Origin of the sequence: Thermus oshimai DSM 12092 (assembly GCF_000373145.1) — a bacterium.
GTDB classification, from domain to species: Bacteria; Deinococcota; Deinococci; order Deinococcales; family Thermaceae; genus Thermus; species Thermus oshimai.
Map to the genome: position 1 here is coordinate 1 of NZ_KB890620.1, position 23426 is coordinate 23426.

At 69.8% G+C, this 23426-nt stretch carries 24 protein-coding genes and 1 tRNA gene; 7 read left to right on the plus strand and 18 right to left on the minus strand.

The annotated features are described in order from the left end of the window. From B043_RS0108430 to ychF, 16 genes are all read right to left on the minus strand, one after another. Window positions 1-239, minus strand: a 239-nt coding sequence (locus tag B043_RS0108430) for a helix-turn-helix domain-containing protein (protein ID WP_018461660.1), incomplete at its 3' end; no start/stop codon positions are given. 188 nt (window positions 240-427) lie between these two features. Beyond that, window positions 428-2875, minus strand: coding sequence for an alpha-glucan family phosphorylase (gene glgP, locus B043_RS0108435; RefSeq protein WP_018461661.1), 2448 nt, complete (start codon window positions 2873-2875; stop codon window positions 428-430). Between the two features lie 8 nt (window positions 2876-2883). After that, window positions 2884-4362 (minus strand): TrkH family potassium uptake protein, encoded by a 1479-nt coding sequence (locus B043_RS0108440; protein WP_026234198.1) that lies wholly within the window; start codon window positions 4360-4362, stop codon window positions 2884-2886. Then, on the minus strand, window positions 4334-5671 hold the full coding sequence (trkA, locus tag B043_RS0108445; protein ID WP_016329423.1) for a Trk system potassium transporter TrkA: 1338 nt from the start codon (window positions 5669-5671) through the stop codon (window positions 4334-4336). Before trkA ends, B043_RS0108440 begins: the two co-directional genes overlap by 29 nt. Window positions 5672-5683: 12 nt before the next feature. Next, entirely contained in the window at window positions 5684-6988 is a 1305-nt protein-coding gene (gene rimO / locus B043_RS0108450; RefSeq protein WP_018461663.1) for a 30S ribosomal protein S12 methylthiotransferase RimO, read from the minus strand. A gap of 40 nt (window positions 6989-7028) precedes the next feature. Then, entirely contained in the window at window positions 7029-7898 is an 870-nt protein-coding gene (locus B043_RS0108455; protein ID WP_018461664.1) for a RodZ domain-containing protein, read from the minus strand. A gap of 4 nt (window positions 7899-7902) precedes the next feature. Continuing rightward, window positions 7903-8748 carry a pseudouridine-5'-phosphate glycosidase gene (locus B043_RS0108460; RefSeq protein ID WP_018461665.1) on the minus strand — a complete coding sequence of 282 codons (846 nt, stop codon included), beginning with the start codon at window positions 8746-8748 and terminating at the stop codon, window positions 7903-7905. 13 nt (window positions 8749-8761) lie between these two features. After that, a complete protein-coding gene (locus tag B043_RS0108465) occupies window positions 8762-9529 on the minus strand; it encodes a DUF4388 domain-containing protein (RefSeq protein WP_018461666.1) in 768 nt (255 codons plus the stop codon). Between the two features lie 4 nt (window positions 9530-9533). Next, window positions 9534-10316, minus strand: coding sequence for a fructosamine kinase family protein (locus B043_RS0108470; RefSeq protein ID WP_018461667.1), 783 nt, complete (start codon window positions 10314-10316; stop codon window positions 9534-9536). Beyond that, window positions 10303-10776 carry a low molecular weight protein-tyrosine-phosphatase gene (locus B043_RS0108475; RefSeq protein ID WP_018461668.1) on the minus strand — a complete coding sequence of 158 codons (474 nt, stop codon included), beginning with the start codon at window positions 10774-10776 and terminating at the stop codon, window positions 10303-10305. The genes B043_RS0108470 and B043_RS0108475 overlap by 14 nt, the downstream gene beginning before the upstream one ends. Before the next feature lie 33 nt (window positions 10777-10809). Then, a complete protein-coding gene (locus B043_RS0108480; RefSeq protein WP_018461669.1) occupies window positions 10810-12357 on the minus strand; it encodes a sensor histidine kinase in 1548 nt (515 codons plus the stop codon). Beyond that, entirely contained in the window at window positions 12344-13069 is a 726-nt protein-coding gene (locus B043_RS0108485; RefSeq protein ID WP_018461670.1) for an RNA methyltransferase, read from the minus strand. Before B043_RS0108485 ends, B043_RS0108480 begins: the two co-directional genes overlap by 14 nt. A gap of 15 nt (window positions 13070-13084) precedes the next feature. After that, window positions 13085-15145: a transglycosylase domain-containing protein gene (locus B043_RS0108490; protein WP_018461671.1), complete on the minus strand. Its 2061-nt coding sequence runs from the start codon at window positions 15143-15145 to the stop codon at window positions 13085-13087. Between the two features lie 30 nt (window positions 15146-15175). Continuing rightward, entirely contained in the window at window positions 15176-15535 is a 360-nt protein-coding gene (locus B043_RS0108495; protein WP_018461672.1) for a PleD family two-component system response regulator, read from the minus strand. A 45-nt stretch (window positions 15536-15580) separates the two neighbouring features. Further along, window positions 15581-15654 (minus strand) — tRNA-Gln (locus B043_RS0108500). 48 nt (window positions 15655-15702) lie between these two features. Further along, window positions 15703-16809, minus strand: coding sequence for a redox-regulated ATPase YchF (gene ychF, locus B043_RS0108505; protein ID WP_016329434.1), 1107 nt, complete (start codon window positions 16807-16809; stop codon window positions 15703-15705). A 72-nt stretch (window positions 16810-16881) separates the two neighbouring features. Between ychF and deoC the strand changes: the two genes are divergently transcribed. From deoC to B043_RS0108540, 7 genes are read left to right on the plus strand one after another with little or no spacing between them, the layout of a single operon-like run. Beyond that, window positions 16882-17541, plus strand: a complete 660-nt coding sequence (gene deoC / locus B043_RS0108510; protein WP_018461674.1) for a deoxyribose-phosphate aldolase — start codon at window positions 16882-16884, stop codon at window positions 17539-17541. Continuing rightward, window positions 17541-18683 carry a phospholipase D-like domain-containing protein gene (locus B043_RS0108515; RefSeq protein ID WP_018461675.1) on the plus strand — a complete coding sequence of 381 codons (1143 nt, stop codon included), beginning with the start codon at window positions 17541-17543 and terminating at the stop codon, window positions 18681-18683. Before deoC ends, B043_RS0108515 begins: the two co-directional genes overlap by 1 nt. After that, entirely contained in the window at window positions 18680-19234 is a 555-nt protein-coding gene (locus tag B043_RS0108520; protein ID WP_018461676.1) for a Maf family protein, read from the plus strand. The genes B043_RS0108515 and B043_RS0108520 overlap by 4 nt, the downstream gene beginning before the upstream one ends. Further along, a complete protein-coding gene (mreC, locus tag B043_RS0108525; RefSeq protein ID WP_018461677.1) occupies window positions 19231-20016 on the plus strand; it encodes a rod shape-determining protein MreC in 786 nt (261 codons plus the stop codon). Before B043_RS0108520 ends, mreC begins: the two co-directional genes overlap by 4 nt. A 10-nt stretch (window positions 20017-20026) precedes the next feature. Then, the gene (locus B043_RS0108530; protein ID WP_016329439.1) at window positions 20027-20467 is read left to right on the plus strand and encodes a hypothetical protein; all 441 of its coding nucleotides are present in this window, start codon (window positions 20027-20029) and stop codon (window positions 20465-20467) included. Next, window positions 20464-22194 carry a penicillin-binding transpeptidase domain-containing protein gene (locus B043_RS0108535; RefSeq protein ID WP_016329440.1) on the plus strand — a complete coding sequence of 577 codons (1731 nt, stop codon included), beginning with the start codon at window positions 20464-20466 and terminating at the stop codon, window positions 22192-22194. Before B043_RS0108530 ends, B043_RS0108535 begins: the two co-directional genes overlap by 4 nt. A 4-nt stretch (window positions 22195-22198) precedes the next feature. Further along, window positions 22199-22729: a septum site-determining protein MinC gene (locus B043_RS0108540; protein WP_016329441.1), complete on the plus strand. Its 531-nt coding sequence runs from the start codon at window positions 22199-22201 to the stop codon at window positions 22727-22729. Here the strand turns inward: B043_RS0108540 and B043_RS0108545 are convergent. Together B043_RS0108545 and B043_RS0108550 are read right to left on the minus strand one after the other, a co-directional pair. Next, the gene (locus tag B043_RS0108545; protein WP_018461678.1) at window positions 22716-23156 is read right to left on the minus strand and encodes a DUF420 domain-containing protein; all 441 of its coding nucleotides are present in this window, start codon (window positions 23154-23156) and stop codon (window positions 22716-22718) included. The two genes, B043_RS0108540 and B043_RS0108545, sit on opposite strands and share 14 nt — an antisense overlap. Continuing rightward, a complete protein-coding gene (locus B043_RS0108550; RefSeq protein WP_018461679.1) occupies window positions 23153-23425 on the minus strand; it encodes a hypothetical protein in 273 nt (90 codons plus the stop codon). Before B043_RS0108550 ends, B043_RS0108545 begins: the two co-directional genes overlap by 4 nt. Window position 23426: the final 1 nt, after the last annotated feature.

The following is a 23426-nucleotide window of genomic DNA, read 5'->3' on the forward strand; positions in this document are numbered from 1 at the left end:
TTGGCCCCGGGGTTCCTGTGGCGGAAATCGGCCAGAGCCCCCGGTCCCCCCTCGTTATACCGTTTGACGGTGGCGTGGACCCAGCGAGGGGTGTGGCCGGTGAGCTCGGCGATCTCCCGGGCTCCCAGGCCCCGCTTGGCGTGGTAGACCGCCAGAAACCGCAGGCGGGCCACCGGGTCCTTCTCCTTCTTCACCCTCTCCTTGAGCTCCTGGAAGGTGAGGTGGTCAGCAACCGTCATGAAAGAAGGATACTATGGAAAAGGGTATAAGACGCCGAGGAAAACCAGAAGTTTCCGCATAAAGCCTCCTTTCGTACAGGGGGATTATACACCCCACCCGGCAGCGCCCAAGTATACCCCACCTTGGTGCCAAATCCCTCCACAACGCCTGGGGAAGAACGCTTTTCTTGGGGGCCTCAGCGGGGCGCTTAAGCCCAGCGCACCCAGCCCACCCGGCTGGTAACGGGGTGGCGGAGGGCCAGGCGCAGGCCGTAGGTGTAGCTTCCGGGCCTAGGGGGGCGGAAAAGCCCCCGGTAAACCCCGCCCTCCTCCCCAAGGGGCAGGATCTCCAGCTCCCCCGTGCTCCGCCTCAGGAGGAGCTGGACCTCGAGGAAGGGCCTCAAGACCCCAGGCACCTCCCCCTCCACCCGGGCCCGGACCTCCAGGGGGGTGCCGTTTAGGGTGAGGTCCCCGGGGGCCTCCACCCGGAGGGCCAGGGCGAAGAAGGCGGGCAGGGCCTCCCGGAAGGCCTTTAGGAGGGCCTCGTCCTGGGCCTTTTCCCCTAGGGCCTTGGCCTTCTGGTACAGGCCCCAGTACTCCCCCACCATCCTCTGGGCGCTGAAGCGGGGGCCCACGGTGCGCAGGCTTTCGTGGACCATGGAAAGCCACCCCGAGGAGTACCCCTCCGGCCCCTTGGCGTAGAAGAGGGGCAGGACCTCGGACTCCAGGACGTCGTAGAGGCTTTGGGCGTCGGCCATGTCCTGGGCCTCCTCGCTGGCGTACTCCCGCTCGTCCCCGATGGCGAAGCCGTTTTTGCCGTTGTAGGCCTCCGCCCACCACCCGTCCAGGACGCTCAGGTTCAGGGCCCCGTTCAGGGCGGCCTTCATCCCGCTGGTCCCCGAGGCCTCCAGGGGGCGGCGGGGGGTGTTGAGCCAAACGTCCGAACCGTGGACCAGGACCCGGGCCAGGTACATGTCGTAGTCCTCCAGGACCACGAAGCGGTCCTCGAGGCCAAGCTCCCGGATCTTGGCGACGAGTTCCCTCAGGTAGGCCTTCCCCGGCTCGTCCTTGGGGTGGGCCTTGCCCGCAAAGACCACCTGGAAAGGGTAGGGTCCCTGGAGGAGCTTAAGGAGGCGCTCCGGGTCCTTGAAGAGGAGGAGGGCCCGCTTGTAGGTGGCGAAGCGGCGGGCAAAGCCGATGGTGAGGACCTCGGGGTCCAAGGCCCGCTCCGCGGCCCTTAAGCGGCTTGGGCTTTCCCCGTTGCGCCGCCTTTGCTCGTAGAGGCGGCGGCGCACCTCCCGGATGAGGTCCCCCTTGAGCTCCTGGTGGATGCGCCAGAAGGCCTCCCCTAGCCCCTCCACCCGCCAGGTGCCGGGGTCCTCGGGGGCTTTGAGCCATTCCGGGCCGAAGACCTCCCCGTAGTGGCGCCGTAGCCTCGGGTGGAGGAAAGTCCAGGTGTGCACCCCGTTGGTCACGTGGCCGATGGGCACCTCTTCCAGGAGGAGGTCCGGCCAGAGATGGTGGAACATCCTGCGGGAAACCTCCCCGTGGAGGGCGGAAACCCCCCCGGCCTGGTGGGCGGTGGCAAGGGCCAGGTTGGACATGGAGAAGACCGTGCCCCAGGGCTTTTCCTCCCGGGCCAGGGCCAAGACCTCTTCCCGCCCCAGAAGGGGGTAGAGGAAGCCCAGATAGCGGTCCACCAGGTCCAGGGGAAAGGCGTCGTGCCCCGCGGGCACGGGGGTGTGGATGGTGAAGATGCCCCCGGCGCGCACCCGCTCTAGGGCCTCGGGGAAGGCCACCCCCTGGGCCACCAGCTCCCTTAGGCGCTCCAGGCCCAGGAAGGCGGAGTGGCCCTCGTTCATGTGGAAGGCCTCCGGGAAAAGCCCCAGGGCCCTCAAGACCCGGACGCCCCCGAAGCCCAGGACCATCTCCTGCTGGATGCGCATCTCCAGCCCCGGGGCGTAGAGCCTGGCGGTGATGGCCCGGTCCTCGGGGGCGTTTTCCGGCAGGTTGGTGGTGAGGAGGTAGACCGGCACCGCCCCCACCTGCACCCGGTAGGCCCCCACCCATACGGTGCGCCCCGGGAACTCCACCCCCACCCTAAGGGGCCGCCCCTCCCGGTCCCAAACGGGCAGGAGGGGAAGCTCCTCGGGGTGGAGGGGCTCGTAGACCTCCAGCTGCTCCCCCTCGGGGCTTAGGCGCTGGTGGAAGTAGCCCTCGTGGTAGAAGATCCCCACCCCCAAAAGGGGCAGGCCCAGGTCGCTCGCCGCCTTGATGTGGTCCCCCGCCAACACCCCAAGCCCCCCCGAGTAGATGGGCAGGGAGCTGTGGAAGCCGAACTCCGCGGAGAAGTAGGCGGTGAGGGGGCCTTCCACCTTGGGCTTGCCCTTCAGGTAGGCCCTCAGGGCCTCCAGGATGGCCTGGAGCCGGGCGGGGAAGCTGGTGGAGAGGAGGGCCTCGAGGCGGTGGGGGTCCACCTCCAGGAGGAGCTTGACCGGGTTGCCCCGGAAGCGCTTCCAAAGCACAGGGTCAATCTCCTGGAAAAGCTCCGCCGCCTCCGGGTTCCAGCTCCACCAAAGGTTATAGGCGAGCTCCTTTAGGCCCTTTAAGGGCTCCGGAAGCTCGGGCATGGCGGTGATGCGGCCCAGCACCCTCATGCCCCGGATTATACCTTTACCCTCCGCCAAAGCTCCGGGGTGAAGAGGAGGAAGGCTGGGAGAAGCTCGATCCGCCCCGCCCACATCTCCAGGATGAGGATGACCTTGGAAAGGGGGCTTAGCTCCGCATACGAGCCCATGGGGCCCACGGGGCCAAGCCCAGGGCCGATGTTGCCGATGGCCTGGGCGCTGGCGGTGAAGGCCACCACGAAATCCCCCTCCAAAAGGGCCAGGAAGAGGGTGCTGGTGGCAAAGAGGAGGGTATAGAGGAAGACGAAGACGGAAACCTGGCGGAGCACCTCCTCCCCCAGGCTCCGCCCCCCAAGCCTGAGGGGCAGCACGGCCTGGGGGTGGAGGGTACGGGTGATCTCCCGGCGCAGGAAGCCGAAGAGGACCAGCCAGCGCACCACCTTGACCCCCCCGGCCCCCGAGCCCGCGCTCCCCCCCACGAACATGAGGAGGACCAGGATGGCCTGGGCCGGCACCACCCACTGGGCGAAGTCCACGCTGGCGAAGCCGGTGGTGGTCACGATGGACACCACCTGGAAGAAGGCGTGGCGAAGGCTTGGCTCCAGGCCATAAAGGTGATGGGTGTAGAGGTACAGAGCGAGGAAAAGGGCGCTTACGAGGACGAGAACGGCGTAGGCCCTAAACTCCGCGTCCTTCAGGATGGGCCGCACCTCCCGGCCAAAGAGGAGGCGGTACTGGAGGAGGAAGTTCACCCCCGCCAGGAACATGAAGAGGGTCCCCAGCCACTGGGCCAGGGGGGTGTACTGGGCGAAGCTCTGGGGGTTGGGGCTAAAGCCCCCCGCGGGGAGGGTGGTGAGGGCGTTGGCCAGGGCCTCAAACCAGGGCATGCCCGCAAACCCGTAGGCCAGGAAGGCCAGCAGGGTAAGGAGGACGTAGACCCGGAGCACCGCCTGGGCGGTGTGGCGGAGCCTGGGGGTGAGGCGGTCCTTCTCCACCCCGGTGCTCTCCGCAAAGAAGGCTTGGCGGCCCGCCACCCGGAGCTGGGGCAGCACGGCCACGAAGAGCACCACGATCCCGATCCCCCCCATCCACTGGGCCAGGGCGCGGTAGAGGAAGAGGCTTTTCCCCCAGGTGGAAAACTCCTCGGTGAGGACCGTGGCCCCGGTGGTGGTGAAGCCCGAGACCGCCTCAAAGAGGGCATCCAGATAGGAAAGCCCCCCGGAAAGGGCGAAGGGCAGGGCCCCGAGAAGGGGCACGAAGAGCCAGAGAAGGCCCACGGAAAGGAGGACCTCCGCCCGGTTGGGCTGGGCCTGGGGGTGGCCGAAAAGGGCGAAGCCCCGGCCCAGGAGGAAGCCCAAGAGGGCGGCCCAAAAAAAGCCCGAGGCCTCCTCCTGAAGGGCCAAGGCCAGGAAGCCGAAGAGGAGGAAGAGGAGGCCGAAGCCCTGGGCGGTCACCCCCAGGAGGTACAGGGCGGCCCGAAACCCTCCCCTAGGCGACGAGACGGGCCACGACTTCATCCGCCACCTCCCGGGCGGCCACCAGGTAGACCCGGTCCCCGGGGAGGGCCTCGAGGTCCGGCCGGTAGAGCATCACCCGGTGGTCCCGCTCCAGGCCCACGGGCATGGCGTTGGGGCGGGCCAGGGCCTCGAGGGCCTTTGGGGCAAAGTCCTCGGGGAGCTCCACCTCCAACAGCTCAATGCTCTCCTCCATGGTGGACACGTGCTCCACCTCCTCCGGCCCCATCCAGTCCAGCACCGCCCGCACCGCCGCCTGGCGGGGGGTGAGGGGGAGGTCTATGCCCACCTGCTCAAAGAGCCAGCGGGTCTCCGAGCGGGAAACCCGGGTGATGACCTTCCGCACCCCAAGCTGCTTGGCAAGGAGCGAGGCCAGGAGGTTCTTCTCGTCGTTGTCCGTGACCGCCACCACCGCGTCCGCCTCGGCCATCTGCTCCGCCTGGAGAAGCTCCAGGTCCGTCCCGTCCCCCTGGATGACCAGGGCCCCCGGAAGCTCCTCCGCCAGCCACTCGCACCGCTCCCGGCTGGGCTCTATCACCACCGTCTCCACCCGGCGGCTCGTGAGCTCCCGGGCCACCATGTAGCCCACGTTCCCCCCGCCGATGACCATCACCCGGCGCACCCCCCGGCCGGTGGAGAAGTAGGCCTCCAGCTCGGGAAAGGCCGCGGGGGTGGCCACGAAGAGGATCTTGTCCCCAGGCTCCAGGATGAGCTCGGAATAGGCGGGGTGGACCGGGCTTAAGAAGGCCTGCCCCCGCACCACCCCCGCCACCAAAACCCCCTCCGGCCACTCCAGACCGGAGAGGAGGCGGTGGGCGTAAGGCCCCCCGGGCTTCACCCGGTACTCCACAAAGCGAAGCCGCCCCCCCGCCAAAAGCTCCACGTCCACCGCCTCGGGCACCAGGATGACCTCCACGATCTCCCGGGCCAGGGCCCTTTGGGGCCAGAGGACCTTGTCTATGCGGGTGCCCAGGATCTCCGCGGTCCTGGGGTCGGCCAGGACGTCCACGTACCCCCCCTTGCCCACGAAGCACAAGGCGGCCTTGGCCCCAAGCCCCTTGGCCAGAAGGGAGGCCAGGAGGTTCACCTCGTCGGAGTCCGTGGAGGCGATGAAGAGGTCGGCCCGCTCCACCCCCGCCTCCCTTAGGGTGTCGGGGTCCGTGGCCCCGCCCACCACCACCTTCACGTCCAGGTGGGCCAGGCGGTCCCGGGCCTGGGGGTTGCGGTCGATGACCACCACCTCGTGGGCCTTCTCCAGGGTGCGGGCCAGCTCCCCCCCCACCTCCCCACCCCCCGCGATGACGATGTACATACCGCCCCTATCCTAAACCTGGACCCCGTGGAGGTCGTGGACCTCCGCCCGGGTGATACGCACGGGGATCCTCTCCCCCACCCGCACGGTGCCGTCCGTCTCCACGTAGACCACCCCGTCTATGCCGGGGGCATCCCGGTAGGTGCGGCCCACGGCCAGGCCGGGCTCGGGGAGCTCGTCCACCAGGACCTCCAGAACGCTCCCCACCAGGGCCCGGTTCTTCTCCAGGCTGATCCTCTCTTGGAGCGCCATGAGCCGGGCGCGGCGCTCCTCCTTCACCTCCTCGGGCACGGGGCCGGGAAGGGCGTTGGCCTCCGCCCCTTCCACCTCGGAGTAGGTGAAGACCCCCACCCGGTCCAGCCGGGCCTCCTTGAGGAAGTCCAGGAGGATCTGGAAGTCCTCCTCCGTCTCCCCGGGAAAGCCCACGATGAAGCTGGAGCGCACCGCCAGGTGGGGCACCACCCGGCGCCACTCCTCCAGGGTCTTGAGGTGGCTTTCCGCCCCCCCGGGGCGGCGCATGAGACGGAGGATCCGGGGCGAGGCGTGCTGGAGGGGCACGTCCAGGTAGGGCAGGACCTTGCCCTCGGCCATGAGGGGGAGGATCTCCCGCACGTGGGGGTAGGGGTAGACGTAGTGGAGCCTTATCCAGGCCCCAAGCTCCCCCATGGCGGAAAGGAGGTCGGTGAGGTGGGCCCTTACCAGCCGGTCTCCCCAGAAGCTTGGCCGGTGGCCCAGGTCCGCGCCGTAGGCGGAGAGGTCCTGGGCGATGAGGAGGAGCTCCTTGGTGCCCGTGGCCACCAGGCGGGCGGCCTCGGAGAGGACCTCCGCCGCGTCGCGGGAGCGGAGCCCCCCCCGGAGCTTAGGGATGATGCAGAAGCTGCAGCGGTGGTTGCACCCCTCGCTGATCTTCACGTAGGCGTAGTGGCGGGGGGTGAGCTTCACCTGGGGGGGGATGAGGTCCAACAAGGGGTCGCGCTTGGGGGGCAGGACCCGCTGCACCGCCTCCAGGACCCTCTCCACCTCCCCCGGGCCCGTGACCTCTAAAACCTCCGGGTGCTTGGCCCGGATGACCTCGGGGCGGGCCCCCAGGCAGCCCGTGACCACCACCTTGCCGTTTTCCTTCAGGGCCTCCCCGATGGCCTCGAGGCTCTCCTCAATGGCCGGGGTGATGAAGCCGCAGGTGTTCACCACCACGAGCTCCGCCTCCTCGTAGGTGGGGCTCGTCTCGTAGCCTAAGGCCTTGAGGCGGGAAAGGATCTGTTCGGAGTCCACCAGGGCCTTGGGGCAGCCCAGGCTCACGAAGCCGATTTTCGCCATAGATCTCCCACGGGCCGAAGCCCTAACCATGGAGTATACCCTACCGCGAGGGGGCCTCAAAGCGGCGGGTTACGGGCCTGCCCGCCTCCCCCATGGGCCCAAGGTCCCTTCCCCCAAGGAAGACCCGCACCGCGGCCGGGTTCCCGGCCCGCACCTCCACCGGCAGGGGGAAGGAAAGCTCCGCCCCCACCTCGGGGATGCCCTCGTAGAGCCGCCTCTCCCCTTGGGTCACGCGAAGCCAGCTCCGCCCCTCCAGCCGGAGGACCAAGCCCCCCTCCCCTGGGGGAGGGGAGGCCGCCTCTTCCCCCTCGGCCCTCGGGGCGGGCAGGGGCTTAAGGGTGAAGCGGAGGGCGAGGTCCCGCTCCAGAGCCAGGGTCTCCTCCAGGGGCTCGTACCCGGGAAGCTCCAGGCGCAGGACCCGCCTCCCCCCTTCCAGGGGCGGGGTGGCGAGGGGGGTCTGGCCCAGGTAAAACCCGTCCAGGTAAGCCCGGGCCCCGGGGGGCTCCGTTTCCAGGCGCAGGACGTGGCGCCTGGGGGTGGGGGGTGGGGCCTCGGGCACCTCCACCACCGGGGCCGGCTTGGGGCGGAGGAGGAAAGCGCCCCCCAGGGCGAGAAGCCCGAGGAGGAGGAAGGGCCAAAGGGGGAAGCCTCGCCTGGGGGAAGGGGCCGGGGGAGGTTCTTGGGGCTTTGCCGGGTAGAGGGCCAGGAGGGGCTCGGGGTCCAGGCCCAAAAAGAGGGCGTAGCGGCGGAGGTAGCCCTTGGCCAGGGGGGGCTCGGGGAGCTCCTCGAAGCGGCAGGCCTCGAGGGCCTCCAGAACCTTGACCTTAAGGGAGAGGGCTTGGGCCGCCTCCTTCAGGGAAAGCCCCTTGGCCTCCCGCGCCTCCTTAAGCCTCACCCCTAGCTCGCACACACGCCTATTCTAGCCCCGAAAGGGCCAGGCTCACCCGGGCGGCCAGGCGGGCGTTCTCCAAGAGAAGCCTCCGGTTCACCCGATCCGTCTCGCCCCCCGAAAGCTCGGAAAGCCGCCTTAGGAGGTAGGGGGTGAGGGCCTTGCCCCTAATCCCTTCCCGGGCCGCCATGCGGTTCGCCTCCTCCACCCACCCCGCCACCTCCCCGTACGGGAGCCCTTGGGAGACGGGGTTCAGGAGGAGGACCGCCCCCAGGCCCAGGGCCCGGGCCTTTTGGAGGAGGAGGGCCGCCTCCAGGGGGGTTTCCACCCGGGCCGGGAGGGGGTAGGGGGAGTCGGGGCTGTAGAAGGCGGGGAGGCGGTCCGTGCGGTAGCCCACCACGCTGACCCCCAGGGTCTCCAGGCGCTCCAGGGTGGCCTCGAGGTCCAGGATGGCCTTGGGCCCCGAGGCCACCACCAGGATGGGGGTGCGGGCGAGGGCCACGAGGTCGGCGCTCTCGTCAAAGGGCTCGGGGTGCACCCCCCCGATCCCCCCGGTGGCGAAGACGGGGATCCCGTGGCGGTGGGCCAGGTGGACCGTGGCCGCCACCGTGGTCCCGGCGCTCTTGCCCTGGAGGGCCAAGGCCGCCAGGTTCCACAGGCTCGCCTTCTCCGCCCCGCCTTGGGCCAGGCGGGCCATCTCCTCTTCCTCGAGGCCCACCCGCACCGCCCCCTCCACCAGGGCGATGGTCCGGGGGATGGCCCCTTCCGCCCGCACCGCCTCTTCCAGGGCCAGGGCGGTTTCCAGGTTCAGGGGGTAGGGCAGGCCGTGGGTGAGGAGGGCCGACTCCAGGGCCACCAGGGCTTCAGGCATGGGGCCAGTATACCTAGACCTCGGGCCAGACCAAGACCTCCTCCCCCACCCTAAGCCCGTGAAAAAGGAGGTGCTCCGGGGGAAGGAAAAGCTCCACCCCGAGGCCAGGCCGGGGGTGGACCTCCAGGGGGAAAAGCCTCTCCCCCGCCTTCACCCACACCCGGCGGAAGGGGCCAAAGTGGGCCTTCCAAGCCTCATGGAGCAGGGCCTCCAGCTCGGGACGCTTTCCCCCCAAGGCCAGCCGGAGCCGGGCGGTCTTGGGGGTGCGGGGGCTTACGGAGAGGAGGCGGAGCCGGGCCAGCTGGCCCAGGCGCTTCAAGACCTCCCCCAGGGGCAGGCCGGTGCGGGCGGAGAGGTCCAGGGGGCTGTCCGCCTCCTTCAGGGCGAGGAGGAGGGCCAGGGTCTCGGGGTCTAAGGTGGCCCGGGCGGCCCAAGGGGAGGGGGTGAGGCGGTCAAAGGGGCCCACCTCCACCCGCTCGTCCAAAAGCTGGACCGCCCGGAAAAGGTAGGCCTCCAGGGGGGCCTCGAGGGTGGTGCGGGAGGCCCGCACCGAGAGGAGGAAGCGGAAGGCCCCCTCCTTCCTAAGGAGGATCTCCAAGAAGGCCTCCGGCCCCTCCTTCTCCCCCAGGTGGGCGTGCACCGGCCGCCCCTTTTCCAGGTAGACCTCCCCCTCCACGGGCCCCGAGGGGCGAAAGAGGAGCTGGAAAACCCCCGTCTTTCCCCCCTGGGCCAGAAGCTGGAGGAGGTCGATGGGCCCAAGAAGCCGGAAGTCTCCCTCCACCCCCTTAGGATACGCAGGCGGAAAGGGCGCGCCTTAAGGCGGGAAGGTAGCCCGCCCCGAAGAAATGCACGTGGGCCAGGAGGTAGTAGATCTGGTAGCAGGAAAGGGCCCGCCGCACCGCCTGGGGGATGGGGTAAAGGGCCTCGTAGGCCCGCCAGAAGGCCTCCGGAAAGCCCCCGAAAAGGCGCATCATGGCCAGGTCCACCCCCCTTTCCCCCACGAAGGGGGAGGGGTCCAAAAGGGCAGGCCCCCCCTGGGCGAAGTGCACGTTCCCCCGCCACAGGTCCCCGTGGAGGAGGACGGGCCCCTCGGTGGGAAGGGGCTTCTGGAAGGCCCGCTCCACCTCCTGGGCTAGAGCCCCCAGGAGGGGCCTCGTGGCCTCCAGGAAGGGCAGGACCCGCGCCTCAAAGAAGAAGGCCCTCCAATCCCTCCCCTCCCCCCCAGGGAGGGGAAAGGTGCCGAGGAAGCCCGGCTCGGCCCTATACCCTTCCCGCCGGGCGCGGTGGAGCCGGGCCAGGGCGTGGGCCAGGGCCTCCCAGTCCTCCGGGCCCGGAGGGAGGTATTCCAAAATAAGCCCCTCCTCCCCCACCCAGTAGACCCTGGGCACCCGCACCCCCGCCTCTTCCAGAGCCCTAAGCCCCCGGGCCTCCGCCGGGAAAAAGCCCGGGGGAGGATGGGGGTGGAGCTTCAGCACGTAGGGCCCCGCCCGGTAGACCCGGGCGATGTCCCCCCCGGAAAGGGGTTCTAAGGGGTAAGGGGGAAGCCCGGCCCGTTCAAGAAGGTCCAACCCAGGCCTCCAGGTGGCGCTTCAAGGCCTCCTCCAGGAGGAGGGCCACCTCCCGGCAGTCGTGGAGGTCCCCGTAGTAGGGGTCGGGCACCTCCCCCCCGCCCAGGGGCTCCAGGACCAGGCGCACCTTACCCTCTGCCTCGGGGAAGCGCCTTAGGACCTCCCGAAGGTTCTCCCGGTCCATGACCAGGAGGTGGTCAAAGCGGGCCACGTCCTCCCGGGTAAGCTGCCGGGCCACGTGGGGGAAGTAGGCCCCCTTCTCCTCCAGCACCCGCCGGGCCCTGGGGTCCATGGGCTCCCCGGCGTGCCAGGCCCCGGTGCCCGCGGAGTCCACCTCAAACTGGGCCTCGAGGCCCCCTTCCCGGATCAGCTTGCGGAAAAGCCCCTCGGCCAGGGGGCTACGGCAGATGTTGCCCAGGCAGACGAAAAGCACGCGGATGGGCCGCTCCACAAGCCCCATCCTACACGAACCCTTGCAGCTTCGGCGGGGCGCTCAGTAGGGAAGCTCCGCCCCCACCTCCGTCCCTTTCCCCGGCTCGGAGCGCACCCAGAACCGCCCCCCCCGGGCCTCCACCCGCTCCCGCATCTGGGTGAGGCCAAACCCCCCCAGGGCCCCCGCCTCGGGGTTCTGGAAGCCCCGCCCGTTGTCCCGCACGAGAAGCCTCGCCCCCCGCTCCCCCAAAGGCTCCAAGACCACCTCCACCCGGCTTGGGCGGCCGTGCTTGGCGGCGTTGGTGAGGGCCTCCTGCAGGACGCGGAAGAGCACCAGCTCGCTGGCCTGGGAAAGCCCCACCCCCTCGGGCAGGGCCAGGTGGACCCGGAAGCCCGCCTGCTCGGCGAAGGCCTGGGCGTAGCGGCGCACGGACTCCAGGAAACCGTAGCGCTCGAGGTCTATGGGCCTCAGGGCGAAGATGCTCCGCCGCACCTCCCGGATCTGGGCCCTTAGGGTTTCCTTTACTTCCCCGAGAGCCTTCAGGGCCGCCTCCCTGTCCTTGTCCAAAAGCCTTTCCACCAGGTCCAGCTTGAGGGCCATGAAGGCCAGGCTCTGGGCGATGCCGTCGTGGATCTCCCGGGCGATGCGGTTCCGCTCCTCGTTGATGGCCAGCTCCTCCGCCCTCAGGTAGGCCTGGGCGTTCCGCACCGCCAGGGCCACCTGGGAGGCCAGGAAGGAGAGGAAGGGGATGCGCCGGGAAAGCCCCCCTCCCCGGAGGACCAGAACCCCCACCGCGCCCCGGGCCTTTAGGGGGATGGCCAGGGTGTCCGGGGCCACGAAGAGGGGGCCTTCCAGGGCCCCCCGCCAAGGGCCTTCGGGGAGGAAGGGGTGCGGGGGGAGGTCCAGGCCCTGGACCACCCGGGGCACCAGGAAGCCCTCCTCGTCCAGGAGGAGGACCCCACCCCCCTCGGCCTCCGCCCAAGCGCGGATCCTCTCCAGAAGGCCCTCCAGAAGCCGCTCCAGGTTGGCCTCCGCCTTCAGGGCCTGGTCCACCTCGTAGAGGGTGAGGAGGTCCCGGCTCTTGGCCACCACGGACTGGAGGGCGCTGGCCACCTCGTGGGCCAGGACCTCCAGGAAGGGCCGGTCCGGCCCGGGGGCGCAGGCCTCCAGGTACCCCCTGAGCCCGGGGAGCTCCACCCGCACCCCCCCGCACTCCTCCCCCGAGCGCACCCCCTCCGCCTCCACCGCCACGGGGAAGCCGAGCTCGCCCTCCAAGGCCCGGGCGATGCGGAAGACGGCCTCCTCCAGGTTCTCGCTCTCCAAGGCCTCGCGGAAGACCCGCCCCGCGGCCCTTAGGCGCCGGTTCGCCTCCTCCAACGCCCTTTCCGCCCGGGCCTTCTCCAGCACCTCCTGGGCGATCCACTCCAAAACGGCGAAGGTCACCAAGGGCCCCACCAGGCCGTAGAAGCCGAGGCGCACCCAAAAGGCGAAGTCCGCGTGGCGGTAGGGCAAAAGGGCCACCTCAAAGAGGACCACCGCCAAGGCGATGAGGGGCGGCAGGACCCTCTGGGCCAGCCGCACCAACCCGTAGAGGCTAGTCCCCAGCATCCTTCCTCCCCATGGCGTAGCGGCTTTGGTGGAGGAGCCCCCTCAGCATCTGCACCTCTCCCGGGGTGAGGAGGGCCTTGTGGAAGATGCGCCTCAGGCGGCGCATGGCGTAGGGAAAGCGGTTTTGGTCGGTGAAGCCGATCTCCAAAAGGTAGCGGCCTAGGTCCTCAAAGAGGGCCTCCAGGGCCCTAAGCTCCGCCACCTCTTCCTCCTCGGACTCGGACCCCTGGGCTACGAAGAGCTCGTAGGCGAAGACCACCACCGCCTGGGCCAGGTTCAGGCTGGGCTGTTCCGGGGCGGTGGGGATGGAGCCGATGAGGTGGGCCAGGTCCAGCTCCTCGTTGGTGAGGCCGAAGGTTTCCCGGCCGAAGACCAGGGCCGCCTTGCCCCGGGTGCGCCTTAGGATCTGGGCCACCTCCTTGGGGGTGCGCACCGGCGCGGGGTAGAGCTCCCGGGGGCGGCCCGTGGTGGCCACCACCAGGTGGACCCCCTCCAGGGCCTCCTCCAAGGAGCCCACCGCCTTGGCCCCCTCCAGAACCTCCTGGGCGTGCACCGCCAGCCAGTAGGCCTCCTGGGCCCAGGGCGGGCCCACCCTGGGCCCCGGGTTCACCACGTAGAGCTCCTTTAGGCCGAAGTTCCGCATGGCCCGGGCCACCGCACCCAGGTTCATGGGCTCCTGGGGCTCCACCAAGACGATCCGCACGTCCGCCACCGAAGCCTCCTTTCCTTAGGGCACCTCTGGGGGCGGCCCTTCCATAGGTGCCTCCACCGAGGGGGGAGGCAGGGGCTCGCGGCCCCGGGGGAAGTACACCGCCACCCCGCTGGGGGAGGGGAGGCCGGAAAGGAGGTCCACCCGCACCGCCACCAGGCCGGGGGGCGGGGGGAGGTCCCCCCCCGGGCGGCCCCTCAGGGCCTCGGCCACGAAGGCCCGCCAGATGGGGGGGTTGACCACGGAGCTGGAGGGCTCACGCCCCCCCATGCGCATGGGGCGGTTGTCGTCCCGGCCCACCCAGACCACTGCGGAAAGCCCCCGGGTCACCCCGGCGAACCAGAGGTCCCGGGCCTCGTTGGTGGTGCCCGTCTTCCCCCCCACCACCCGCCCCGGGATGCGGGCCCCCTTGGCCAGGCCCCTCTCCCCCAGGTCGTACACGTAGCCCTTCAGGAGGTCCCAGCCCTGGTAGGCCACCTCGGGGGAGAAGAGGCGCACCCGTTCGGGCGCGGCCTGGTAGAGCACCCGTCCCTTTGCGTCCTCAACCCGGCTCACAAACTGGGGGGCCACCCGGTACCCCCCGTTCACAAAGGCGGCGTAGGCCGCCGCCAGGTCCAAGGGGGTGATGGAGGCCCCGCCGATGGCGATGGCCAAGGTGGGGTAGCGCACGTAAAACCCCGCCCGGGCCAGCCTCTCGGCCACCTTCTCTATCCCCACGCTGTGGGCGGTGTAGACCGCGGGGAGGTTTAGGGAAAGGTCCAGGGCGTAGCGCAGGGTGATCTCCCGGTTCAGGAAGGTGCCGGAAAAGTTCTTGGGCCGCCAGACCCCGTCCTTCTGGCTGGGGTCCGGGAACTCCAGGGGCCGGTCGGGAACCAGGGTGGCCTGGGTCCAGCCGTTCTCCAGGGCCACCGCGTAGACGAAGGGCTTCACCGCGCTCCCCGGGTTTCTCAGGGCGCGGGTGGCCCGGTTGTACTCGTCCCCCGCCCGGCGGACGCCCCCCACCAGGGCCAGGACCTCCCCCGTTTCCGGGTCCAGGCCCACGATGGCGAGCTCCGCCCCTTCAGGAAGCCGAGCCCCTTTGGCCGCGGCCTCCGCCGCCCGCTGCATGACGGGGTCCAGGGTGGTGTAGACCTTAAGCCCCCCCTCCCCGTAGACCTTCTCCTTGCCGAAACGGGCCTCGAGGAACCGCCGCACCTCCAGGACGAAGTGGGGCGCAAAGCGGAAGTCCACCGCCTTCAGGATCCTGGCCTCGGGGTCCACAAGCTCCGCCTCCAGGAGGTTCCCCTCCCCGTCGTAGCGCACCCGCCAGCCCTTGGGGGCGACGGGCTCCCGCCAGGCGGCCTCCGCCACCTCCGGGCTCACCCACCCCTCGGCCACCATCCCGTCCAGGAGGAGGCGCATGCGGGCCCGAACCCCCTTGAGGTCGGCGTAGCGGGCGTTGGGGGCGGGGACGATGGAGGCCAGGTAGAGCCCTTCCGCCAGGGTCAGGGCCGAGGGGTCCTTGCCGAAGTAGGCCTCCGCCGCCCCCTTAAGCCCCACCGCGTTCCCCCCCCAGGGGACCACGTTCAGGTACATCTCCAGGATCTCCGCCTTGGTGTAGCGCCGCTCCAGCTCCAGGGCCAGGGCCCACTCCTTGAACTTCCGCTCCAAGGTGCGGGCCTGGGCCAGGTCCTTGAGGAGGGTGTTCTTGATGACCTGGGTGGTGATGGTGCTCCCCCCCTGGAGGTCGCCCTGGAGGATGGCCCAAAGCGCCCCCAAGAGGCGCACCGGGTCCAGGCCGTAGTGGCTGAAAAAGCGCCGGTCCTCCGAGAAGACCAAAGCGGCCAAAGCCGCGGGGGAAACCTCGGAAAGCCGCACCAGGCTCCGGTGGATGGCCCGCCCCTCCTCCACGCTGGCCAGCGCGGCCAAAAGGGAGCTGTCCCGGGCGTAGAGGGTGGAGGTGGCGGTGAGGCGGAGGCGGTCTAGGGCCTCGAGGTCGGGGAGGTCCCGGGTGAGGGCGTAGGCCAGGTACCCAAGCCCGGCCCCCGCCCCCAGGAAGGCCGCCAGGAACACGAAGAGGAGGAAGCGCAAAACGCGCATGCTGGGGAATAGTTTACAAGGACCCCGGGCTCAGCCCGCCTGGAGGAAGCCGAGGAGCTTCTCCCGGGTGAGGGGCTTCTCCAAAGGCCGCACCCGCACCACCTCCGCGGTGGTCCTGAGCTTTTCCTGGGGTTCAATGATCACCCCCAAGGGGATGTCCTTCAGGCGGCGCACATGGCGGATGCGGCTGGCCACGGCGAAGGGGTCCACGTCCAGATCGGTGTCCAGGAGGATGGCCCTCGGGGTGTGGTCCACAAGCCAGAAGAGCCCCTCCCGGGCGGAATCAAAGTAGACCACGGGGATGCCCTTTTCCATAAGGACCAGCTCCAGATAGGCCCTCAGGGCTTCGTTACGGCTCATGAAGAGAAGGGCATCCGATAAGGCCGCCACGGGTCCAGCTTACCCATGGGGTGCGAAAACCCTATGAAAAAAGCTTGGCTGGGGCGCGTGGACTCGAACCACGACCGGCGGATCCAAAGTCCGCTGTCCTGCCATTAGACGACGCCCCAGCACGGGCCCTAGGCCCAAAGGGATTGTAGCCCAAGGGGAGGCTTCCGTCAAACGTTGAAGAGGATGTAGAGGACATCCCCGTCCTGCACCTCGTAGTCCCGGCCCTCGAGGCGCACCCAGCCCCGCTCCTTGGCCCGGGCCCACCCCCCGGCCTCCACCAGCCGGTCCCAGGGGATGACCTCCGCCCGGATGAAGCCCCGTTCCATGTCCGAGTGGATCTCCCCCGCGGCCTCAGGGGCCCTAGCCCCCCGGCGCACGGTCCAGGCCCGCACCTCCTTTTCCCCCGCGGTGAAGAAGGTGATGAGGCCAAGGGCCCTGTAGCCCGCCCGGGCCAGGCGCTGGAGGCCGCTTTCCTTAAGGCCATAGCTTTCCAAAAGCGCCCGGGCCTCCTCCTCGGGAAGCTCAGCCAGCTCCGCCTCCAGCTTGGCGGAGACCACCACCACCTCCGCCCCTTCCTCTGCCGCCTTGGCCTTCAGGGCGGCCACGTGGGGGTTCCCCTCCCCTTCGGGCAGGTCCTCCTCGGCCACGTTGGCCACGTAGATCACGGGTTTGGCGGTGAGGAGGGGGGTTTCCTTGAGGAAGGCCCTCCCCTCCTCGTCCAGGGGGTAGGTGCGGGCGGGCCTGCCCCCCTGGAGGTGGGCGTAAAGCCCTTCCGCCGCCCTAAGGAGGGGCTCCTTCTCCTTCTGGGCCCGGGCTTCCTTCCTAAGCCTCTCCAGGCGCCGCTCCAAGGTGGAAAGGTCCGCGAGGAGGAGCTCGGTTTCCACCACCTCCGCGTCCTCCAAAGGGTCCACCCGGCCCATCACGTGGACCACGTTGGGGTCGGGAAAGCACCGCACCACGTGGGCGATGGCCGCCACCTCGCGGATGTGGGCCAGAAACTGGTTGCCAAGCCCCTCTCCCCTATGGGCCCCTTGGACAAGCCCGGCGATGTCCACGAACTCCACGTGGGTGGGCACCACGGGGGGCAGGCGCTCCCCCTTGGCGAAGACCTTCTGCAGGGCGTAAAGCCGCTCGTCCTCTAGGGGCACCACCCCCACGTTCTTGTCGATGGTGGCGAAAGGGTAGTTGGCGGCCAGGGCGTTCGCCCGGGTGAGGGCGTTGAAGAGGGTGCTCTTGCCCACGTTGGGTAGTCCCACAATGCCTACGGCTAGCATCTTCACCCCAAAAAAAGGCCCCGCACGGGGCCTACCGCATCCTACCACGCCCTTTGCGTATGATGGCAGGGTATGGACCTCGAGGCCCACATTGACCACACCCTCCTAAGCCCCACGGCCACCCCGGAAGAGATCCTAAGGGTGGCGGAAGAGGCCCTCACCTACGGCTTCTTCGGCCTCTGCATCCCCCCAAGCTACCTGCCCCTGGTGCGCCGGGCCTTCCCCGAGGCCCCGTTCCGGCTGGTGACGGTGGTGGGCTTTCCCTTGGGCTACCAGGCCAAGGAGGTGAAGGCCCTGGAGGCCGCCTGGGCCCGGGCCCAAGGGGCGGACGAGATCGACATGGTGGTCCACCTGGGCCGGGCCAAGGCCGGGGACTACGCCTACCTGGAGGCCGAGGTGCGGGCGGTGCGGGAGGCGGTGCCGGGCGCGGTGCTCAAGGTCATCCTGGAAACGGGGTACTTCGGCGAGGAAGCCCTCAAGGCCATGGCCGAGGCCGCCATCCGGGGCGGGGCGGACTTCCTCAAGACCTCCACCGGCTTCGGCCCCCGGGGGGCCACGGTGGAGGACGTGAGGCTCCTTAAGGCCGTGGCCGGGGAAAAGGCCCAGGTGAAGGCCGCCGGGGGCATCCGCACCCGGGAGGCTGCCCTGGCCCTCCTGGAGGCCGGGGCCAGTCGGCTCGGCACCTCCAGCGGGGTGGCCCTGGTGGCGGGCGGGGAGGGGACGGGGTACTGATGGCCAAAAGGAGGAAGCCCACCATCGGGGGCCTTCCGGGGTACCTGGTCCTCCTGGTCCTCCTCCTGGTCTGGCTCTTCCAGGAGCTAAGGCCCGCCCTGCCCCCACCGGAGGAGAGGGGGCCTCTAGAGGTCTTCTTCATGCCGGAGGAAGGGGAAAGGGCCAAGGCCCAGCTCATCGGCCTCCTGGAGGGGGCCCAGGAGGAGGCCCTAGGAGCCTTCTACGAGTTCCGCGACCTGGGGATCGCCCGCGCCCTCCTTTCGGCCAAGGGGCGGGGGGTGGCGGTGCGGATCTACGGGGAGAGCGACCACCGGGAGGACTTCCGCCGCTACTTGGTGGCGGCCAGGCTGGGCCAGACCCAAGAGCCCCCTAGGGTGACGAGGAGCCTCCTCCAAACCCACCTCCGCCCCTTAGGGGGGGATTGCGAGGAGATCGCCGGGATCCCCGTCTGCTTTGACGAGCGGGAGGGGTTCATGCACCATAAGGTGCTGGTGGTGGACCGGAAGGCGGTCTTCACCGGCAGCACCAACATGACCTGGAACGCCTTCGCCCGCAACAACGAAAACAGCCTCCTCCTCACCTCCCCCACCCTGGCGGAGGGGTACCGGCGGGAGGTCCTGGCCCTCCTGGAGGGGCGCAAGGAGGGCCTAGGGGAGCCCGTGGCCTTCCGGCTGGAGGGGGGGGAAGGCCTTCTTGAGGGCACGGCCTACTTCAGCCCCGCCGGGGGGGAGAGGGCATGGAGGGCCATCCTGGAGCGGATCCGTTCGGCGCGGGAAGAGATCCTGGTGGCGGCCTTCGTGCTCACCGACGAGGAGATCCTAAAGGCCCTCGCCGAGGCCAAGGCCCGGGGGGTGAGGGTGCAGGTCCTCCTGGAGACCCGGAACCTGGACTCCAGCCGGGAAGAAACCCTCCTCCGGGCGGGCATCCCCGTGCGCCGGGACGGCAACCCCTACACCCTGCACCACAAGGTGATGGTGGTGGACGGCCTCTGGGTCATCACCGGGAGCTACAACTTCTCCTACCGGGCGCGGGCGGTGAACAACGAAAACCTCCTGGTCCTGAAGGGCGAGGCCCTGGCGGAGCGGTACCGGAAGGAGGTGGAGAGGCTTTGGGAAGCGGGGTCAGCCCTAGAGCTACCTTGAAGCCCCCTTTAATCCTGGCCTCGGGAAGCCCCAGGCGGAAGGCCCTCCTCGAGGCCCTGGGCTACCGGGTGGAGGTGGTGGTGCCCGGGGTGGAGGAGGAGGCGGAGGGCCTCCCCCCTGAGGCCCTGGCCCTGGCCCTGGCGGAGCGCAAAGGGCAGGGGGTGGCGGGGGAGTGGGTCCTGGCGGCGGACACGGTGGTGGACCTGGAGGGGAAGGCCTTAGGGAAGCCTAGGGATCCGGAGGAAAACCGGGCCTTCCTCCGGGCCCTTTCGGGCAGGGTCCACCGGGTGCACACCGCCTTCTACCTCAGGACCCCAGGGGAGGTTTTCCTAGAGGTCCACACCGCCAAGGTGCGCTTCCGGCCCTTAAGCGAGGAGGAGATCGCCTGGTACGTGCAAAGCGGCGAGGGGCTGGACAAGGCGGGGGGGTACGGGGCCCAGGGGCTTGGGATGGTCCTCTTGGAGGAGATCCAGGGGGACTTCTACACCGTGATGGGCCTCCCCATCGCCCGGGTCTTCGCCCTCCTCTGGGAGAGGGGGTTCAGGCCGTGAGCGAAAACGCCCTCCGCCGCGGGCTTTTCCTCCTTTTCCTTTTCCTGGGCCTCGCCCTTTCCGCCCTCACCCGGCCCCTCACCCCCAAGGTGGCCCTCCTCCTCTCCCCCCTCACCGCCCCCCTGCCCCAGCTGGGCCACCGCCTGGGGCAGAACCTCCGGGCAGGCCTTTCCGCCCTCACAAACCGCCAGGACCTCTACGCGGAGAACCAGGCCCTGAAGGAGGAGCTCGCCCTCCTCCGCTCGGAAAACGCCCGGCTCCGCCTCGAGGTGGAGCGCCTGGCCCGGGCCCTGGAGGTGAAGGCTAAGGCCCCGGGGGTGGTGGCCGTGGCCCCGGTGATCGGGGAGGACCTCTCCGGCCTCTACCGGAGGCTCCTCCTGGGTATGGGAAGCCGCCAGGGCCTCCGGCCGGGGATGCCCGTGGCCGCCCCCCAGGGCCTGGTGGGCCTCATCGTGGAGGTGGAGGAGGACCGGGCCTTGGTGCGCACCCTCCTGGACCCGGAAAGCCGGGTGGGGGTGCGGCCCGAGGGCACGCCGGGGCGGGGGGTGGCCCGGGGGGCCCCCCCGGACCGGCTTTTGGCCGAGTTCCCCCCCACGGTGCCCCTGAAGCCCGGGGATCTCCTCCTAAGCGGGGCCACCTTGGGCCTTTTCCCCGACGGCATCCCCGTGGGCCGGGTGGAACGGGTGGAAAGGGTCCAGGGGGGGCTTAAGCAACAGGCCTGGGTGCGGCCTCTGGTGGAGCTTTCCCTCCTGGAGGAGGTCATCGTGCTAAGGCCCCTTTAGAGGTGGAAGGATGCGAGCCCTTCTCCCGCTCCTTGGCGCCCTCTTCCTCTTGGGGCTTTTCGCCACCCTCCTCCCCGAGGGCTGGCCGGGCCCCGACCTCTTCCTGGCCTACGCCCTCTGGTACGCAGGGGCAAGGCCCTACTTCCTTGGCCTCCCCGTGGCCTTCGCCTTAGGCCTCCTCCAGGACCTCCTGGGCTTCGGCCTCCTCGGGCTCCACGGGGTGGGGCTCCTCATGGCCACCTACGCCCACTACGCGGCAAGCCGGCGCGTGGTGGCGGGGGAAGCCCTGGGCATGGGGCTGGCCTTCCTCTACGCCTTCCTGGCCAAATGGGCGGGGTACTTCCTGGTGGCCTACTGGCTCCGGCTGGAACCTCCCCCCCTGGCCCTGGGGAGCCTCCTCCTGGAAGGGGCCCTCACCCTCCCCTTCTACCTCCTCCTAAGGCGGCTATGACCGGAAGGCTTTACGCCCTCACCGCCTTCTTCCTCCTGGCCTTCGCCCTTCTGGGGCTCAGGGCCTGGCAGCTCCAGGTGCTGGAGTACGAGCGCTACGCCACCCGGAGCCTCGGGAACTACCTGAAGACGGAGGGCATCCCCGCCCCTAGGGGCCGGATCCTGGACCGGAAGGGCCGGGTCATCGCCCAGGACCGGGTGGTGGTGGACCTGGTCTATATGGGGGGAGAGGTGGCCTTCAAGGAGCGGCTCCTCCCCCTTCTCGGGCTTAAGGAGCTCCCCCGGGTCCAGGGCCCCACGGTCCTCAAGGCGGGGGTGCCCGAGGGGCTGGTGCCCACCCTGGCGGAGCTCACCGCGGGGCAGGAAAACCTAAAGCTTGTGGAGCGGATCGAGCGCACCTACCCCAACCCCATCTCCGGCCCCGTGCTGGGCTACGTCCTCCTGGCCAACGCCGAGCAGGTGAAACGGGGGTATAGCCCCGATGAAGAGGTGGGCCAGGCGGGCCTCGAGGCCGCCTTGGAGCCCTACCTAAGGGGCAAGCGGGGGGTGCGGGCGGTGGAGGTGAACGTCCGGGGGGAACGCCTTAAGGAAACCGTGTTGGAGGAGCCCACCCCCGGGCAGGACGTGGTCCTCACCCTGGACCTGGACCTGCAAAAGGCGGCGGAACGGGCCCTGGAGGAGGCCCTTTCGGACATCAACGCCGGGCGCAGGGCCAAGGGGCTTCCCCCCGCGGGGAGGGTCAAGGGGGCCATCGTGGCCCTGGACCCCCGCACGGGGGAGGTCCTGGCCATGGCCAGCGCCCCCTCCTTCAACCCGGCCCTTTTCGCCCAAAGGCCGGTGCCCAAGGCGGTGGAGGCCCTCCTAAGGGACAAAGACCTCCCCCTCCTGAACCGGGCGGTGCAGCCCTACACCCCGGGCTCCACCTTCAAGCTGGCCACCAGCTACGCCCTCCTGGAGGAGGGGTACGTGGGCCCGAGCACCTCCTACCGCTGCTCCCCTTACCTGGTCTACGGGGGGCAGGTGCGGCGGAACTGGGCGGGGCGGGACATGGGCCCCATGACCGTGCGGGAGGCCATCGCCTGGAGCTGCAACACCTGGTACTACCAGGCGGTGGCCCAGGACCCCTTGGGGGTGGTGGACCGCCTGGCCCGGCGGGCGGGCCTCTTGGGGCTTGGGGAGGCCACCGGGCTGGAGATCGCGGAGAGGACGGGCCTCCTCCCCACCCGCGCCTGGAAGGAGGAGGCCTTGGGGGAGCCCTGGTACCCGGGGGAAACCCTTTCCGTGGCCATCGGCCAGGGGCCGGTCCTGGCCACCCCGGCCCAGATCGCCCGGATGCTCGCCACCATCGCCCAAAGCGGCCGGAAGCCCCGGCTCCACCTGGTGAAGGCCATCGGGGGGAAGGAGGTGGCGCCAAAGGTGGAGCGGGTGCCGGGCAGGTTCTGGAGCGTTCTCCAGGAGGGCCTAAGAAAAACCGTCACCGAGGGCACCGCCCGCCACGTCCTGGGGGAGTTTCCCGTCCCCACCGGCGGGAAGACGGGCACCGCGGAAACCCCTGGCAAACGGGCCGGGCTGGAACACGCCTGGTACATGGGCTACGGCCCCACAGACCCAGGAAGCCCCTACCCGCCCCTGGTGGTGGTGGCCTTCTTTGAAAACGGCGGGGAGGGGAGCCGGGTGGCCCTCCCCGCGGTGAGAAAGGTCATGGCCGCCTACTGGAAGGTAGAATAGCGCCATGCGGCTTCGCGCCACCCCCAAGGCCCTGGCCCTCCGCCTGGACGGGGGGGAGAGGCCGGAGGAGATCCGGGCCCTGGCCCTCCCCGAGGGGTTACCCCTGGAGGTGGAGGTGGCGGGCCCCGTGGGGCAGGAGGTCCTGGAGGCCCTTCTCGCCCTAGGGCGGCCCTTCACCCTGGTCCCCCCCCGGGGCCGGGCCCCTTCCGGCACCCTGGTCCTGGCCAAGACCCTGAGGGCCGGGGAGCGGGTGGAGCACCCGGGCACGGTGGTGGTCCTGGGGGACGTGAACCCCGGGGCGGAGGTGGTGGCGGGAGGGGATGTGATCGTGGTGGGCAAGCTCCGGGGCCTGGCCCACGCGGGGGCCCTGGGGGACGAGGAGCGCTTCATCTTCGCCCTCTCCTTAGAGGCCAAGCAACTCCGCATCGCCGGGCACCTGGCCCAAGCCCCAGAGGGGGAGGAGGGGCGGGGGCCGGAGCGGGCCCGCCTTCTGGAAGGGCGGATCGTGGTGGAGCCCTGGGCTAAAACGAGATAGTGCCCGCCTCCACCCCGTAGCGCTTGAGGATCAGGTAGATGGCCCAGCCCGAAAGGGCCACGTAGATCCAGATGGGCACCAGGACCCTAGCCCAGCGCTTGTGCAGGGTAAACTCCCCCCTAAGGGCGCGCCAGATCACATAGAGGGCCAAAGGGCCGTTCAGGGCGGCGAGAAGGGTGTGGGGAATGAGGAGGAGGAGGTAATACGCCCACCGCCAGGCCTCCGGGCCCCCGTAGGCGGTGGTGCCGTACAGGGCCCAGCGGGTGAGGTAGAAGACCAGGAAGAGCGCGGCCAAAAGGGTGGCGGTGAGCATGACCCGGTGGTGGTTCACCCGGTCCCCCCTCCTGATGAGGACCACGCCCCCCACCAGGGCCAACCCCGAAAGGACGATGCTCCACACGGCAAGCAGGCTGATGAGCTCCTTCATGCACCCTCCAAAAGCTTCTCCGCCAGGTTGCGCACCGCCTCGAGGCGGGCGGTGCGGGCGTAGCTGTACCCCCGAAGGAGGTCTTCTTCCCGCCTCAGGGCCTGGTAGAGGCGGAGGTAGGCCAGGGCCAACAGGGCGTCCCGCTCGGGGGAAGGGGGCTTGCGGTGGAGGAGCTTGGCGATCTCCTTGAGGCGCTCCGCAAACCGGGCCTCCCCGGGGGTGTCCTTCAGGGCCCGGGCCAGGTCCTCCAGGGAAGAAAGGCCCCGCATG

Excerpts from the sequence above, each read along its gene's own strand:
- deoC (WP_018461674.1), top strand. The coding sequence starts at position 16,882 with ATGGACCTCGAGGCCCACATTGACCACACCCTCCTAAGCCCCACGGCC.
- B043_RS0108480 (WP_018461669.1), bottom strand. The coding sequence starts at position 12,357 with ATGCTGGGGACTAGCCTCTACGGGTTGGTGCGGCTGGCCCAGAGGGTC.
- B043_RS0108440 (WP_026234198.1), bottom strand. The coding sequence starts at position 4,362 with ATGAAGTCGTGGCCCGTCTCGTCGCCTAGGGGAGGGTTTCGGGCCGCC.
- B043_RS0108460 (WP_018461665.1), bottom strand. The coding sequence starts at position 8,748 with ATGCCTGAAGCCCTGGTGGCCCTGGAGTCGGCCCTCCTCACCCACGGC.
- B043_RS0108550 (WP_018461679.1), bottom strand. The coding sequence starts at position 23,425 with ATGCGGGGCCTTTCTTCCCTGGAGGACCTGGCCCGGGCCCTGAAGGAC.
- B043_RS0108545 (WP_018461678.1), bottom strand. The coding sequence starts at position 23,156 with ATGAAGGAGCTCATCAGCCTGCTTGCCGTGTGGAGCATCGTCCTTTCG.
- B043_RS0108490 (WP_018461671.1), bottom strand. The coding sequence starts at position 15,145 with ATGCGCGTTTTGCGCTTCCTCCTCTTCGTGTTCCTGGCGGCCTTCCTG.
- ychF (WP_016329434.1), bottom strand. The coding sequence starts at position 16,809 with ATGCTAGCCGTAGGCATTGTGGGACTACCCAACGTGGGCAAGAGCACC.
- B043_RS0108475 (WP_018461668.1), bottom strand. The coding sequence starts at position 10,776 with ATGGGGCTTGTGGAGCGGCCCATCCGCGTGCTTTTCGTCTGCCTGGGC.
- trkA (WP_016329423.1), bottom strand. The coding sequence starts at position 5,671 with ATGTACATCGTCATCGCGGGGGGTGGGGAGGTGGGGGGGGAGCTGGCC.
- rimO (WP_018461663.1), bottom strand. The coding sequence starts at position 6,988 with ATGGCGAAAATCGGCTTCGTGAGCCTGGGCTGCCCCAAGGCCCTGGTG.
- B043_RS0108515 (WP_018461675.1), top strand. The coding sequence starts at position 17,541 with ATGGCCAAAAGGAGGAAGCCCACCATCGGGGGCCTTCCGGGGTACCTG.
- B043_RS0108540 (WP_016329441.1), top strand. The coding sequence starts at position 22,199 with ATGCGGCTTCGCGCCACCCCCAAGGCCCTGGCCCTCCGCCTGGACGGG.
- B043_RS0108530 (WP_016329439.1), top strand. The coding sequence starts at position 20,027 with ATGCGAGCCCTTCTCCCGCTCCTTGGCGCCCTCTTCCTCTTGGGGCTT.
- B043_RS0108535 (WP_016329440.1), top strand. The coding sequence starts at position 20,464 with ATGACCGGAAGGCTTTACGCCCTCACCGCCTTCTTCCTCCTGGCCTTC.
- glgP (WP_018461661.1), bottom strand. The coding sequence starts at position 2,875 with ATGAGGGTGCTGGGCCGCATCACCGCCATGCCCGAGCTTCCGGAGCCC.